The following is a 14,721-nucleotide window of genomic DNA, read 5'->3' as shown; positions in this document are numbered from 1 at the left end:
ATATCGATTATCATATCCGTATCGATTCACTAAATCAATATGTAGCAGCACTAAGATTACAGAATTAAACATTTTTATTGAGGCTATCGTAAACTTTATTCAGGGTTGAGATAAAGTTTTCATATTCATGTTCATCTATGTCTTTTAGCATCTCTGCTTGCCAATCTAATGCCACCGGACTAATTTTTTCGACCATATCGCTGCCATCACGTGTTAATGACAGTAAGGTTGCTCTTTTATCGAGTGGATCAGATTGGGCGCTTATAATGTCTCTTTCTAATAAGCGTTTAACCGCTCTTGATACCGTAGACTTATCCATGTGTGCCAAATCACATAACGATTTTGCACTTAACTGACCGTATTGGGCTAGATTGGCAATAATGCGCCATTGTGGCACGGTTAAGTCAAATTGGCTTTGATATAGCTCACTAAATTGTTCACTCATTTGCGTTGCAATATTGTTGAGTGTGTAGGGCAGAAAACTGTTTAAATCAAATGTCGCTTTCATCTCTTTTGTCATGGCTTTTTTACTGTCAAAAAATATTTACAGAGTTAAATTCTATCCTATTTGAATTTACTCTCACATGAGAGTATCTTACCTAAAACCTTTCAGGAGTCTAGTGATGAATAACAACGAATTACAATATATGACAGGCTTTGGTAATGAATTTGAAACCGAAGCACTGCCGGGTGCATTACCAATTGGTCAGTTCAGCCCACAAAAAGTAAACTACGATTTATACGCTGAGCAATTTAGCACAACGGCTTTTACAGCACCGCGCGCAGATAATCGCAGAACATGGTTTTATCGCATTCGTCCTTCGGTTGTTCAAGGCGACTATACAGCAATTGATAATGGTTTAATTCGCACTGCACCAATCACCGAAGTACCAACACCACCGACGATGCTACGTTGGGATCCGATTGATTTCCCAACAGAACCGACTGACTTTATCGACGGTCTCGTCACAATGGCGGCAAATGGTAGCGCAAATGCACAAACAGGTATTGGTATTCATATTTATGTCGCTAACAAGTCTATGGATAACCGTTACTTTTACAATGCAGATGGCGAGATGTTGTTTGTTCCTCAACAAGGCGAACTACTGCTTAGAACTGAGTGCGGCAAGTTAACAGTGCGTGCCGGTGAAATTGCCGTTATTCCACGAGGCATTAAGTTTGCAGTTGATTTATTAACGGAGACTGCGCGGGGTTATATTTGTGAAAACTATGGCCATGCGTATATATTGCCTGAGCGTGGTCCAGTTGGTGCAAACGGTTACGCTAATGACCGTGACTTCCACTACCCTGTTGCTGCATTTGAAGATATCGAAGGTCACTTTGAATTAGTTGCGAAATTTAACGGTAACATGTTCCGTTGTGATATTGGTCATTCACCACTCGATGTGGTCGCATGGACGGGTAATAGTGCGCCCTATAAATATGATTTAGCGCGTTTCAATGTCATGAACACCGTAAGCTATGATCACCCAGATCCATCAATCTTTACTGTCCTTACGTCACCTTCAGGTACTGAGGGTGTCGCAAATATAGATTTTGCTATTTTCCCTCCACGATGGATGGTAGCAGAAAACACTTTCCGCCCACCCTATTATCATCGCAATATTATGAGTGAATTTATGGGCTTAATTGAAGGTGTTTACGATGCCAAAGAGCACGGTTTTGTACCGGGCGGCTCAAGTCTACATAATTGTATGTCACCACATGGGCCTGAAGCTGATGTATTTGAAAAAGCGTCGAATGCAGATTTACAGCCACAACGCTATGAAAATACACTCGCATTTATGTTTGAATCACGTTACGTTATTTCACCAACAAAATATGCCCTTGAAGGTAAAGAGCGCCAAGCAAACTACACAGATTGTTGGCGAACTATTAAAAAACACTTTACAGGTAAACAGGACGTATAATGAAACTTTATAGCTATTTTCGTTCATCTGCGGCGTACCGCGTTCGTATCGCCCTTAATTTAAAAAACATTGATCATGAACTTGTAACCGTAAATCTATTAAAATCGGAACAGCAAAGCGATGCCTATTTGGCAAAAAACCCACAAGGCCTTTTGCCAGCGTTAGAAACCGAGTACGGGGTTTTAGCGCAATCATTAGCTATTTTAGAATGGCTTGAAGAAACCCATACAGAGGTCCCTTTACTGACGGGTGATGCATGGCAAAAAGCACAGATCCGTAACCTTTGTTACGCCGTAGCCTGTGATATTCATCCAATTGATAACTTACGCGTTTTAAAATACTTAGCCAATGATCTTGGTGTCGATGATGAGGCTAAGAACACGTGGTATAAGCATTGGGTTGAGGTCGGATTCGACAGCATAGAAAAAATGTTAGATGAGGGTAATCGTTTTTGTGTAGGGAATGAGCCAACCTTAGCTGATGTCTGTTTAGTGCCTCAAGTATTTAATGCACTGCGTTTTAACGTTGATATGAAAAAATATCCAAAAATCGCCGCTGTGTATGAACACTGTAATACACTTGATGCATTTATTGATGCAGCCCCGCAGAATCAACCCGATTCAATATAAATTAAAAGGCCCGATTTAATCGGGCCTTTTGCTGCAAGGATTAGTTAACGGATGATTTATCTTTATTAGGTGAAAGTATCGTATAGTTTGTTGAACTGCTGGTTGTATTAAACAAGCTAGGTGCTCCACTCGACTTCATCGTCTCTGGCATCCAATAATTTTCAGGAATTGTTTCATAGATATTAATCCGTGGAGCAATCACTAAAGAAGGCGCACCTTGGCTATTGTACCAACCATTTTCATCTAACAAATAATAGTCTTTTTCTTTTACGTATAATCGTTCACCGGCAACACCGGGTTGAGATTTTAATATCTCCCATTCACGTTTACGACAAGGTTTAGACATATCATCACTGCATGAAAAATTACCAAAATAGTTAATCGTGACGTCTCTAGATTCTTGCATCCAACCTACATTTACGCCATCTAAGGTATAATCTTGCTCGGTGCCATTGACTAGATTTAAACGGCGACTATCCGTTTTTGTTAACTGAAAGCCAAACACATTAAAGCCATTATCGCTGTTACCTTCATAATAAAACTCAAGCTTGCCATCTTTCCAGTTTGCTTTTGTCCACTGATTTATCATAGTCTGCCAGAAATTGCCGGGCTCATTTGTTACATCAACGGCGGCTGCACTCGTTTCGTCAACCTTAAAGCCATACATAACTTCAGTTGCGATAACAGCGCCCTCTGCGGAGTATGCAACATTCAGTAATTGTAAATCACCATTTAACTGGTCAATAATTCGGCTTTCTTGATATCGCTGATCAGGGAAAGTAACTTTAAGCACACCTTCTTCGATTTGCCACTGAAGTGCTGTCTCTGCATCTTGTAATTTACCCGTATTATCAGCAGAAAAAACGTATGGGTCTAAAACAAATCCGACAACCCCATCATCACTATCACTTTGATAATGTTGTATTGCCCAAGTGCCTCCCATATCTTCAGCTTTAAACGCAAGGTCAGAGCCTGAATATGGCTTTCTCATTGAGACATCTGATTCATTTGAAACGTTAAATTCAGGTGTTTCAATCACATTTTCGCCCAAGTAAATAGGTGTCATTTGAGCCGTTTGTGACATTGTTAAGCGATAACTATCAATGCTCTCACCTTCGACAATCCTTTTAAGCGTCGCTGTTTGAGGTGAGTAGGTGACTTCAACTTGATAAATCCCTGCATTGAAAAGATCATCAACTTGTTGCTGAGAAAGCCCTGCAACGCCGACATCAACAGAAAGGAACCCGATAATGCCCTGACCACTAGTAAAATCAAGTGTGATCACACCTTCAGTAAGTGCCCAATTGTAATTAACAGCGCCACTACTATGAACATATTTGCCCATACCGTTTTCTTCAAATGTGTATTGCTGGCCACCACGTGAAAGGAACCCTTTTGCTGTAGGGTATGTTCTTACATAGTAAGCAGGTAGAGATGATTCATCGACAGGTGGGGTTAGTTCTGGATCTGCTATTATTTTTGCAACTTCATTTTCGATTGCGCCTGGGTTTGATTGCTCAACAGCGGCGACAAACTCGTTATAAGCGTCTGGGTTTTCAATAAGATCAATTAAATTTTCCGTTCCTTCTGGAAGGGTCACTTCATTTTCGGTCGCATATTTCACGACGGCTGCAGCTTCAATCAACACATCTGGATCAACCCCTTTTTCTACCAATGAAAAGCTTTCAAGGTCAGCCGGTGGTATCCCCTCATTTGCCGCTGTAATAAGCGCAACTAACGCCGTAGAAACAGCGCTTAAACTTACCGTATTAGCGCCTTCATCACCATGGGCAAAATTAGCCTTAATTTTGGGTGCTGCTTGTACTTGGGCATTGGCAGTTAAATCGGAAACAAATGCACTGTATTCAAGACTCGAATTAGTCGCAGATATAGCATTAATACGACTAAACAGATTCGTTTCATCATCGTCAACAGTAAACGTAAACGTAAAATCACCGTTAGCATCACTCATTTGTGTGTAATTAGTACCGAGTAAAGTTGCATTAACGGTCGCATTACTAAACTTATCACCCGTAATTGAACCCGCTAAGGTATACGTGTTATCGATACTCGCTATAGTGAAACTTTGTTCTAATTCAGTACTATCGCCTGAATCATCTGTAACTGTTACTTTGAATTTAAGCTCGGTATCTTCGGCAACACTTGGTAAAGTAAATGACACTTGTTGTTCAGTCGCACTGCTCAACGTAACTGTGGGCCCTGCTGTTTGCTCCCAGTTATAACTGCTAATACTGCCATCGTCATCAGTCGCATTTACTGAGAGTGTCGCCATCGACTTTTCTTGTGCAGAGCCAAAGTCTGCAGAGACCTTAGGGGCAACATTATTCAACAAACTCACCGTAATTGATTTTGATGTAGCTTGGCCTGCTGAGTCCGTAGCCGTAAGCGTAAACATAGCTTCTGTGTCGTTATCAAGTGCTGGCGCAATAAAGCTGATAGAGTTTGTGTCTGCTCCCGTTAGCGTAATATTCGGGCCTGAATCTTGTACCCAGTTGTAGCTAATACTCGCGTTATCATCGGTAACCGTTGCTGATAATTCTGTGCTTTCACCCTCTTTTACACTCGCAGTGCTATCAAGTTGAATGACGGGGGGAGTGTCGACGACTTCAGGTTCATTTTCATCATTGTCCGAACCACAGCCAGCTAATAATAAAGTAATTGTACTGCTTAGAAGTGCAAGTTTGAGTTTATTCGTTTTCATCACGAGTCCCTTTATTTAAATAAAATGAATTTAAATGAATGAAAACTGAATGATAGTATGGTTTAGTGAATTTGCCAGTTGACTATTAGCAAAAAACTAATAATAAACTGGCTAAAGTGGGCAGGATTTAGGCTTATCTAAGCAGTTGTGACTATTTTAAAGCCGAGTGGATCAATGTAACATGTTCTATTAAATCAAGACCTAAATCGGTTAGGTAGCCTCCATCGCTGCTATCAGTAATTCCTTTATCGTATAAGCGCTTCGCTGCATCAATCAGTGAAGAATCTGCATCAGAATGAATCTTAATACCTTGCATTTTTGAATTTCGCGGGAATTTAGCGAGGAGTGTTAATTCGTCAATCATATTTTTATCAAATTGCATATGTTCACCTTTTTATTATTTCCATCATTGTGTTTTTATAGCATATAGACTTAAGCTTAGTGAAGATATTAAAAACTGCTACTGCGGGGTGAAATTTGCTTACACGTATCTCAATCTTTTTATTATTTTTTTTAGTGTTTTCTCATATAGCAACAGCGAAAGACACTCCGTTAGTGGTGCTAGATGGTGACAGTGCATTAACCAACGCAAAGGTATGCTGGTATGAAAATAAACGCTATACCGAGGGTGCGATTATTGCTGTCGCGAACAGCATGCTTATATGCGCTACAAAAACAGACCATCTGTCTAATAGTGATCTCATGTGGTATCGATTGAATGAAAACGGCGATATTATTTACCCTAAGCAGGCGAAAACAATTCGTGTCAATTAGCATCTAGTGACGAGATAGGTTACTATTGCGCGGTAATAAGTAACCTAAGATTTAGTATGGATAATCAACCTAATAATCCTTTGCATGGCGTAAAACTTGCCGATATCGTCACTAAGCTACAAGAAAAATTTGGCTGGGAAGGCCTCGCTGCGCATGTCGATGTTCGCTGCTTTCAAAATGATCCCAGTGTAAAATCAAGTTTAAAATTTTTACGTAAAACGCCCTGGGCACGTGAAAAAGTAGAGCAACTTTATGTCGATACGTTTTTCAATACCCAAGAGGACGATATGGCAACTTTCCAGTGGAAAAGCATTAAAAAATAATTATTCTTCTGCCATTATCACCGAAAGCGATTTCGGTGATATTTCTACAACGATTTCATCAGCTGTTTTCACCTCGCCATCAATTACATAGCTTAATTCATTTTCTGCCGTAACACAGACACGCATAGCATTTGTGTGATGGCTGTTAATTGCAAAACTTGTCTGAGTAATGCTCGAAAAAACCAACTCAGCAATACTCAAGGTACTGGCTTTCGAGTCTGCACTTGGGGTAAGCCAATTAACATCTAGTAACCCATCTTTATGGTCGGGCTGCCCTGCTGATTGCGCTAACAAGGTGGTGAATGGTGCTGCGTTGGCGATAATCAGGCTTGTGGTATGAATTGACTGCGGTTCATTGTTATCAAGTTTTACGGTGTAATCTTGAGCTTCATGCTCGCCGAGCGCGTGCCAAAAACCTTGTAAATAGGCCAATTGCCCCGATTCATTTTTTGCATCACGATGCGCTTTTTCTATCATCTTTTGCTCAAAACCTATCCCTACAAGCAATAGCATACGTTCGCCATTACACAGTGCGGTATCAATACGACTCGCCTGCCCTTCAATAATGAGCTCACAGGCTTGTTCGACAGGAATTATTTTTGACCGAATGCCCATTAAAACATGCGCTAACGCATTTGCTGTACCTAATGGAATGATCCCTAATTTACAGGTGGTATCAACTAACACACTTGCAACCTCTGTCACAGTGCCATCTCCCCCACATGCAATGATTACATCGGGCTGTGATTTAATGGCCTCTTTTGCTAAATCAATGCCACTAATTTCGGCCGTTGTCGTGTGTACTGTTAAATCGTAGTACTGTGATAAACGGGCGGTAATTTGTTTATTTTTAGATTCCCATAATTTCGTGCCCGATACAGGGTTAGCAATAAGTACAGCTTTATTTTTAATTAATAAATCACCGGCTTTATGACGTCTTATTAAATGACGTAATTGACGTTTATTAAGATTTGCAGTCTCACGTGTTTCTTTAATTTGCTCAAGTATCGTGTGCACATCTGCATCTTTGTTTTGACTCAATAAATAAGCAGCCATGACAAATACGGAACGACCACGTCCTAATGCACAATGCACTACAACGCGTCTGTCTTCTTTAATCTGATGATGTATCCAATTAATGGCTTGATTTAATTGTGCGCGGGTTGGCACGCTGTGATCAAGTACTGGAATATTTAGATAACGGATATTTTCTTGAGTAGACGACCATTCTAAGCCATCAAACTCACAGGTTACATCTAAAACGGCTGTGATCCCCATTTCTTTCATACTGTCTATGTCAGATGGAAATAATCGACAAGCCAAAAACAAATGCTCGTTTATTTGTTGAAGTGGCGGCACTTTATCGTGTTTTCTAGACCACGCGTTATAAAGTTGTGCGCCAAGTAAAAATGGAATAAACGCCCACCGTATATACATGGGAATAATGCCATTTTCACGTTTACGGAATATTCGCGCGATATCAAAAAAATAAGCCGCGCTCACTAATAATAATGAAAGCGCTGTCCAATAAAAAAATAGCGCAAAGTACACCGTATCTACACGCAACGCAGCAATAATAAACGCTACGGCTAAAACTAAATAGGTTGATGCTGCCCACATAATCACTCCTTGTTATTGTAATTATTTATACATAGCAAGTTTCACTCCAGAGTTTAAAGTACACCACGCCTTTTGATATACCTTAAATCAATAACTTAGCAGATTTACTATTTATATATAAATAAGTTTAGGACATTTTTTCAATAACATATGAATAACTTACACGTTATGAATAACTTGAAATCTATAAATTTGCCAATAAGCACATCCCTGCTAACCTAATTAATAGAAAAGAGGTGGGTTAACATTGATTTCACATCCTTTTTTCTAAAAATAATGTTTCGTGCATCTAAACCGGTGAGTAAACCGTTACTTCTATACAACAAGAAAAACAGGAACTTTATGGACAACGATCAACTATTAGCGTTACTGAGTGCAACAGCGAAAGGTGACAAAAATGCCTTCGCAAGTTTGTACAAATCAACTAGCGCTAAGTTATTTGCCATTAGCTTAAAAATGCTGGGTAATCGGGCTCAGGCTGAAGAAGTATTGCAAGATGCCTTTGTAAAAATTTGGCACAATGCCAGTGACTATCAAGTATCAAAAGGGGCAGTTATGTCATGGATGATAAGCATAGTCAGATACCGTTGCCTCGATTTATTACGCCACCACAAAGTGCGTAAAGAACAGAGCTTAACTGATGAGCAAGAACAAGAAGATTTAACGTCTATTCAAGTTGCTTACGAAGATGATTCAAAGTTGGTCGACTGTATCGAACAACTTGATCCACAGCAAAGACAAGTAATTCACTTGGCTTATTATAAAGGGTTGACTCATCACGAGCTTGTTGATCACATTGCATCCCCTCTTGGCACAGTTAAAAGCTGGATCAGACGTGGGTTACAACAACTACAAAGGTGCCTAACGTTATGAATTATGAAAACCAAACACTTATTGATATGTTAGCAGCCGAGTATGTTCTTGGGACATTAAGAGGCCCCGCTCGCGACCGTTTTGCTCGTTTAATGTTAACCTCTACCCGTGCAAGAGAAGCAACATGGATGTGGGAGCAACATCTCAATAACTTAGCAAGTTCAATTGAGTCTGTGCCACCCGATGAAGCCGTATGGGAAAAAATTGCCAGTCGTATCGACCCCAACGTTGTGCCTTTGCAATTAAAAACCAAAAAGCCACGCTCAACGATACTACAAGCATGGTCGCTTATTGCCACCGCTGCGAGTATTGTCCTTGCGCTTATTATTTGGCAGCCTCATGAGTCGGTTACATCGCAAGCGCAACAAATTGCACTTTTTAAGAATCAAGCCGAATCTGCACTTTGGTTTATTGATGTCCAAGACGACAGCCTTGCAATTAAAGCATCGACAGCACTTATACCACGCACAGACAAAGATTATGAGTTATGGATGATTTTAAAAGGGCAAGAAGCGCCCATATCCTTAGGTCTACTGCCCAAGTCAGGCCGAATTGAGCTACCTAAAAATGCCCAATTTAATGCAAATGACATTGCACTCCTGGCTGTTAGCTTAGAACCCTTGGGAGGATCGCCAAATGGCTCCCCGACCGAGGTCTTATACACCACCGAATTGGTTATTCTTTAAATCTAAAAGCCGTGCATTGCACGGCTTTTTGCATTTTTGTTAAAAAATTTTCAAATTATTGCATCCAATTAAATTCTTCGCCCGTATTTCACTATGACTTAATTTAAAAACTAAGGAAAAAGTCATGAAGAACGTAACTCCATCTCTAATTGCTATTGTAGTATGTAGTACCCTGTTCAGCTTGCCTACAGAAGCGTCTAGTCACCGAGAAGCACCGAACATCACACGCTTCCCAACATTAGACTCAACAGACTTTTACGCGTTTAATAGTTACGAAGAAGGCCGTGGCGATTATGTCACGTTCATCGCAAACTATATTCCACTTCAAGATGCTTACGGCGGTCCAAATTACTTTGCAATGGACCCCGATGCAACCTACAGCATTCATATCGATAATGACGGCGACGCTTTAGAAGATATGACCTTTGCTTTTAATTTCAAAAGCATGTTACCTAATGACAACATGGGTGTTGCTTTAACAGTCGGCCCAGAAGGCAATCAACGCACGGTTGCAGTGCCATTAAAGAATGTCGGCGGTGTAGCGGCCGGTAATAATGCAGCGGTTAACTTTAGCGAATCATATACAGTTAGCATTGTAAAAGGCCCACAACGTACTGGCTCTAAAACAATGCTAACCAATTCAATGAATAGCAGTAATGAATTTTACAAACCGCTTGATTACATTGGTAACAAAACATTCTCTTCAATGAGTGCTTACAAAGAATACGCTGACCAGTACATTTACAGCGTAGCAATCCCAGGCTGCGACGGTATGGGTAAAGTGTTTGTAGGTCAACGTAAAGACCCATTTGTTGTTAACCTAGGTAAAACTTTTGACCTTGTAAATTATGTCCCTGTCGAAGGTGATAGTGCTCCGGGTGCTGGTGATGGCGGTGGTTTTCCTGGTGGCATCACACAATCAGCTGATAATGACGACCTAGCAATGAAAAATGTGACAGCCATTGCTGTTGAAGTACCTAAAGCCTGTGTGACAGGTGAAGGTAATGGCACGATTGGTAGCTGGACAACAGCAAGTCTTCCGCAAGCGCGTATTTTAAATCCAAATGCGTCATTTGCTAAAACAGCGGTTAACGGTGGTGCATTAACTCAAGTATCACGTTTGGGTAGCCCACTGGTTAATGAACTTGTTATTGGCTTAAAAGACAAAGACACCTTCTCTACCTCTGCACCTGCTGACGATGGTCAATTTGCTGATTATGTAACGCATCCATCACTGCCTGAGCTGCTTAACATCTTATTTAAAGATGCCGTGAACAGTACCTTAGGCACAAATATTGAAACACTCGCGCCGACTAATTTCCCTCGTAATGATTTAGTCACTGCATTTTTAACTGGCTTCCCAGGTGTAAACCAACTAGCCACAGTCACACCGTCTGAAATGCTGCGTCTAAATACAGCGATTGCGGCAACACCGCAAACTGAACAATCAGCATTTGGTGTTGCGGGCGATGACCTTGCAGGTTTCCCTAATGGTCGCCGTCCAGGTGATGACGTGGTTGATATTGCACTGCGTGTCGTAATGGGCCGCTTGTGTTACCCAATCCCAGTAAATGGCACTGACACCGACTTAGGCTTATGTACATCAGACGATGCGAGTGTAGGTAATGTACCGTTCACAGATGGTGCCCCTTTAGATGCAACCATGATGGATGCGAGCTTCCCATACCTTGCGACTCCAATTGCTGGTTCTAAATAAGGAGAGCTACGATGCGTAATTTAAAACGCTCTACAATCACACTGATGATTATGGCTGGTGTTCTTGCAGGCTGTAATGACAGTGATAATGATGACAAAGATGATATGAAGCCTGTTCCTGTTAACAAGGCACCCAGTGCAACTGATGCAATGGTAACAACGCAAACAGAGGTTGTTATCGAAGACATGCTAGAGGGCTCCGACCCTGAAGGTGATGCTCTTACTTACAGTCTTGTATCAGAGCCCACATTAGGCAGTGTGGTTGTGCAAAGTGATGGCAGCTATACCTATACCCCTAATGCAGAGACCACCGGCGCTGATAGCTTCGAATTTGCTGTCAGTGACGGTGTAAACAGCCAAGTAACTGCCACTGTCAGTATTACCATTGAAGCATTACAGGTTGATTTTGCTGCTATTGGCCGTGCTGCATTTAATCAAGCTGCTTCTGACGAACCATTACGCCTCAATGGTCGTGTGTTCTTAAACACCGGTGCTGAAGCAAACTTCGATGATTTAGTTACTGGAAACTAAGGTTTAGAAATTTGGCCATGGATGGCTTTTATAAGGAGCAACAATGAAACATTTAATCTGGTCGTTTATTTTTGTAAACACATTCGCTCACGCAGAACCTTACATTCCAAACGATAACGACGTTATTGCCACATCAAGTACCCCTCTTGCCGCGACCCTGACACTTCAAGAGCTTGCAACGTTATTTGAACAAACACAATACGCGGGCCAAACAGAAAGTAAGCAAGGACTCCTAAAACGCTACTTAGAACAGCAAGTCAATACAAGCCACGATCCCGAAATTCTTTATTACTACGCACGTGTACTACAACGCGAGCATCAATTTAACGAGGCTTTAGCCTTTTTAGCCAGAGTAAAAGAGCTAAGTCCTCATCATGTGAATGCCGCATTATTAACAGCAAACATATTAATGGTGCAAGGTAAGTTCGACGACGCAAAGTCTGAGTGCTTAAACTTAATTGGCCATGCAAGTATTGAAACTGTGACCACATGTAGTTTAGATGCACAAAGTCAAACGGGTAAGCTTGAAGAAAGTTTTCAGGCATTAAAAAAGATCGCTCGCAAAGAGACGATGAGTCTAAATACCCGCCATGTACTTGCCGAGATGGCTTTTAGATTAAATAAGCCTGAGCAAACAATTGATTATCTTTCGACTGTGAATTTAAAAAACTCACCAGTGAGTTTGGTGGTGTTATGGGCTGATGCACACTTGGCAATGAATAATCTAGATACCGTACTATCGACTCTGAGTGCATTATTAGACGATAGCGCCAACCTTGAAGATGCTATTTTGCTGCGTCTTGCACAGGCAGAAAAAAATAAGGTCGATAATCAATCGAATAAATGGCGACTCAAATTAAAAGAGCGCATTATTTTAAGAGAATTACGCCAAGATCTATTTCATGCCAGCGATCTTACTTGGTACTATTTAACAATTGAAGAAAATCAGTCTAAAGCACGCTATTGGGCAAATATTAACTGGAAACACGCGAAAATGGACAGCGATAAGCAGTTACTCAAATTAGCAAACGATATCGATTAGGAACATAACCACGATGAAAAACATAATTTTAATTGCATTCTTAATCGTTGTTACTAGTTTTAATGTGTCTGCTCACCAACTAAGCACAGCGTACATTAATTTACAAAGCGACAGCAACGACACCGTGTCTTTATCAGGCTCGTGGCAAGTTGCAGTTGCAGACATAGAGCAAGCTATTCCCTTTGATTTAAACCAAGATAACGTGATTATTTGGCAGGAAATTAGTGCAAAACAGACTGCAATAGCGTCGTACTTACTTAATCATTTTACGGCTCAGCAAGCAGGTGCTACCTGTACGGTAAGCGCTGAGGGTTCACTTAAACTTGATAACCACTTTAACCAAGCGTATATCGATGTACCGCTACAAATTAACTGTCCTGCACAATCAACACTGACGCTCAGCTACAATGCAATAATGCAGATTGATGCTAATCACAAAGCCATCGCAGCAATCAATAACACGAGTCGAGTGTTTAGTCGGAATAATCAGCAACAAACGCTTAATTTTTCTCAAACAAGTTATGGTCAAACATTTGTTGAATATGTGTATCAAGGTATTTTGCATATTTGGATGGGTGTTGATCATATTTTATTTTTAGTGGCGTTGCTTTTAACCTGCGTACTCGTGAGAGACAAAAATACGTGGCGAGGGATCCAATCAAAGAAAAAAATTGCCGTCGGCACAGCTTGGATAGTCACCGCCTTTACGCTTGCTCATTCCATTACTTTGACAGCCACGGCCCTTGAATTAGTGTCACCCAATAGTCGTTGGGTTGAATTAGGTATTGCGCTCTCTGTTCTCTTTGCAGCGTTAAACAATATATGGCCATTAATCGTTCGATTAGGCTGGGTGACTTTTGCATTTGGTTTATTACATGGAATGGGCTTTGCCAGTGTCTTAGGGGAACTGGGTTTATCAAGCGATTATCAATTAATGAGCATACTGGCATTCAATTTAGGCGTTGAAGTAGGTCAGCTTGTGATACTTGCTATCTGTTTACCGGTATTAATCAGTCTAAGGAATCGTGATTGGTATCGTAAATGGCTGATGCCCGCGGGCTCACTAACCATTGCTGTTATTGCCTTACAGTGGTCAATTGAGCGTTTTTAAAAACCAGAATAAAGGCTAAATGCCTTTATTCGAAAGGCAATAATAAGGTCTGCATGGTAGGCCTTAATGCTTTTATTAACTGCTCGGTATCTAATGAAGGGTTAAGCATTTTGCGTAATAACAACCCGCCCATCACTGAAAACATGACTTCGATGCGTGCGTTTATTTCATCCAGTGCAGCGCCTTGTAAAGGACCTCGTTCACCAATTAATAATTCGCGCATTGAATCACGCGCATGAGCATCAGATTCTCTTAAAAGGTTGGCAATTTTCTCGTTGCGTGCAGCTTCAGCGAGCATTTCTAAATCAAGGGCGCCTTGATTTAAATCAGTGTGTCGCTCTACTCCTCTATTAAGGCCATCCAATAACACAGAAACACGGTCTCCTGGCTTGTCTGCAAACTCTCTAAAGATTGAGAACATTTCTTCCATGTCACGTTCGACAATAGACTCAATGATGGCTTCTTTACTGGCAAAATAGTTATAAATATGGCCTGCACTCATACCGGCTGTTTTCGATATTTCAGCCATACCAGCGCCATGATAACCTTTGCGACGAAAACAATCTGCCGCAGCACAAAGAACTTGATTACGTCTAGCTTCTGCGAGCGCAGGATCGCTGTGTCTTTTGGTTTTTTGCGTCATGTTTTCTCCACACTATTCGCCCGTATAGTTAACTATAATTTAAACAAGGTTTACATGATCTTAATCATAGCGCTAAAGCAAAACAACTAAGATCGTGTAAATCCTTGAATAAACAATGCA

At 40.9% G+C, this 14,721-nt stretch carries 15 protein-coding genes; 10 read left to right on the top strand and 5 right to left on the bottom strand.

Features of this window, described 5'->3' with window-relative positions; genetic code table 11:
- Positions 1-64: 64 nt before the first annotated feature.
- Positions 65-520, bottom strand: coding sequence for a MarR family winged helix-turn-helix transcriptional regulator (locus tag BWD47_RS02990; RefSeq protein WP_230236330.1), 456 nt, complete (start codon positions 518-520; stop codon positions 65-67).
- 103 nt (positions 521-623) lie between these two features.
- Between BWD47_RS02990 and hmgA the strand changes: the two genes are divergently transcribed.
- Together hmgA and maiA are read left to right on the top strand one after the other, a co-directional pair.
- Entirely contained in the window at positions 624-1,931 is a 1,308-nt protein-coding gene (hmgA, locus tag BWD47_RS02985; protein WP_036972736.1) for a homogentisate 1,2-dioxygenase, read from the top strand.
- Complete coding sequence (maiA, locus tag BWD47_RS02980) at positions 1,931-2,560, top strand: maleylacetoacetate isomerase (RefSeq protein ID WP_036972738.1); 630 nt, start codon at positions 1,931-1,933, stop codon at positions 2,558-2,560. Before hmgA ends, maiA begins: the two co-directional genes overlap by 1 nt.
- Positions 2,561-2,600: 40 nt before the next feature.
- On the opposite strand, the gene BWD47_RS02975 is transcribed toward maiA, so the two are convergent.
- Together BWD47_RS02975 and BWD47_RS02970 are read right to left on the bottom strand one after the other, a co-directional pair.
- Complete coding sequence (locus BWD47_RS02975) at positions 2,601-5,282, bottom strand: hypothetical protein (protein WP_075593338.1); 2,682 nt, start codon at positions 5,280-5,282, stop codon at positions 2,601-2,603.
- Positions 5,283-5,433: 151 nt separating this feature from the next.
- On the bottom strand, positions 5,434-5,664 hold the full coding sequence (locus BWD47_RS02970) for a TIGR02647 family protein (protein WP_036972742.1): 231 nt from the start codon (positions 5,662-5,664) through the stop codon (positions 5,434-5,436).
- A gap of 95 nt (positions 5,665-5,759) precedes the next feature.
- Between BWD47_RS02970 and BWD47_RS02965 the strand changes: the two genes are divergently transcribed.
- Both BWD47_RS02965 and BWD47_RS02960 read left to right on the top strand, forming a co-directional pair.
- Positions 5,760-6,056: a DUF1496 domain-containing protein gene (locus tag BWD47_RS02965; RefSeq protein WP_051501899.1), complete on the top strand. Its 297-nt coding sequence runs from the start codon at positions 5,760-5,762 to the stop codon at positions 6,054-6,056.
- A gap of 56 nt (positions 6,057-6,112) precedes the next feature.
- Positions 6,113-6,379, top strand: a complete 267-nt coding sequence (locus BWD47_RS02960; protein WP_036972744.1) for a VF530 family DNA-binding protein — start codon at positions 6,113-6,115, stop codon at positions 6,377-6,379.
- Here the strand turns inward: BWD47_RS02960 and BWD47_RS02955 are convergent, their stop codons facing one another.
- The gene (locus BWD47_RS02955) at positions 6,380-7,999 is read right to left on the bottom strand and encodes a diacylglycerol kinase family protein (protein WP_075593337.1); all 1,620 of its coding nucleotides are present in this window, start codon (positions 7,997-7,999) and stop codon (positions 6,380-6,382) included.
- Positions 8,000-8,341: 342 nt separating this feature from the next.
- Between BWD47_RS02955 and BWD47_RS02950 the strand changes: the two genes are divergently transcribed.
- From BWD47_RS02950 to BWD47_RS02925, 6 genes are all read left to right on the top strand, one after another.
- A complete protein-coding gene (locus BWD47_RS02950) occupies positions 8,342-8,872 on the top strand; it encodes a sigma-70 family RNA polymerase sigma factor (RefSeq protein WP_036972749.1) in 531 nt (176 codons plus the stop codon).
- On the top strand, positions 8,869-9,558 hold the full coding sequence (locus BWD47_RS02945; RefSeq protein WP_036972750.1) for an anti-sigma factor domain-containing protein: 690 nt from the start codon (positions 8,869-8,871) through the stop codon (positions 9,556-9,558). Before BWD47_RS02950 ends, BWD47_RS02945 begins: the two co-directional genes overlap by 4 nt.
- A 124-nt stretch (positions 9,559-9,682) precedes the next feature.
- Positions 9,683-11,275 (top strand): DUF4331 domain-containing protein, encoded by a 1,593-nt coding sequence (locus BWD47_RS02940; RefSeq protein WP_075593336.1) that lies wholly within the window; start codon positions 9,683-9,685, stop codon positions 11,273-11,275.
- A gap of 11 nt (positions 11,276-11,286) precedes the next feature.
- Positions 11,287-11,805, top strand: a complete 519-nt coding sequence (locus BWD47_RS02935; protein ID WP_065979148.1) for an Ig-like domain-containing protein — start codon at positions 11,287-11,289, stop codon at positions 11,803-11,805.
- A gap of 43 nt (positions 11,806-11,848) precedes the next feature.
- A complete protein-coding gene (locus tag BWD47_RS02930) occupies positions 11,849-12,847 on the top strand; it encodes a lipopolysaccharide assembly protein LapB (RefSeq protein WP_075593335.1) in 999 nt (332 codons plus the stop codon).
- A 13-nt stretch (positions 12,848-12,860) separates the two neighbouring features.
- Positions 12,861-13,958 carry a HupE/UreJ family protein gene (locus BWD47_RS02925; protein ID WP_075593334.1) on the top strand — a complete coding sequence of 366 codons (1,098 nt, stop codon included), beginning with the start codon at positions 12,861-12,863 and terminating at the stop codon, positions 13,956-13,958.
- A 25-nt stretch (positions 13,959-13,983) separates the two neighbouring features.
- Here BWD47_RS02925 and BWD47_RS02920 read toward each other — a convergent pair whose 3' ends face one another.
- On the bottom strand, positions 13,984-14,601 hold the full coding sequence (locus BWD47_RS02920; protein WP_036972763.1) for a TetR/AcrR family transcriptional regulator: 618 nt from the start codon (positions 14,599-14,601) through the stop codon (positions 13,984-13,986).
- Positions 14,602-14,721 lie beyond the last annotated feature (120 nt).

Origin of the sequence: Pseudoalteromonas sp. PAB 2.2, from assembly GCF_001938575.1 — a bacterium.
In the GTDB taxonomy this organism is placed as follows: Bacteria; Pseudomonadota; Gammaproteobacteria; order Enterobacterales; family Alteromonadaceae; genus Pseudoalteromonas; species Pseudoalteromonas lipolytica.
The sequence above is the reverse complement of the archived record's forward strand: the minus strand, read 5'-3'. Positions and strand labels throughout refer to the sequence as shown.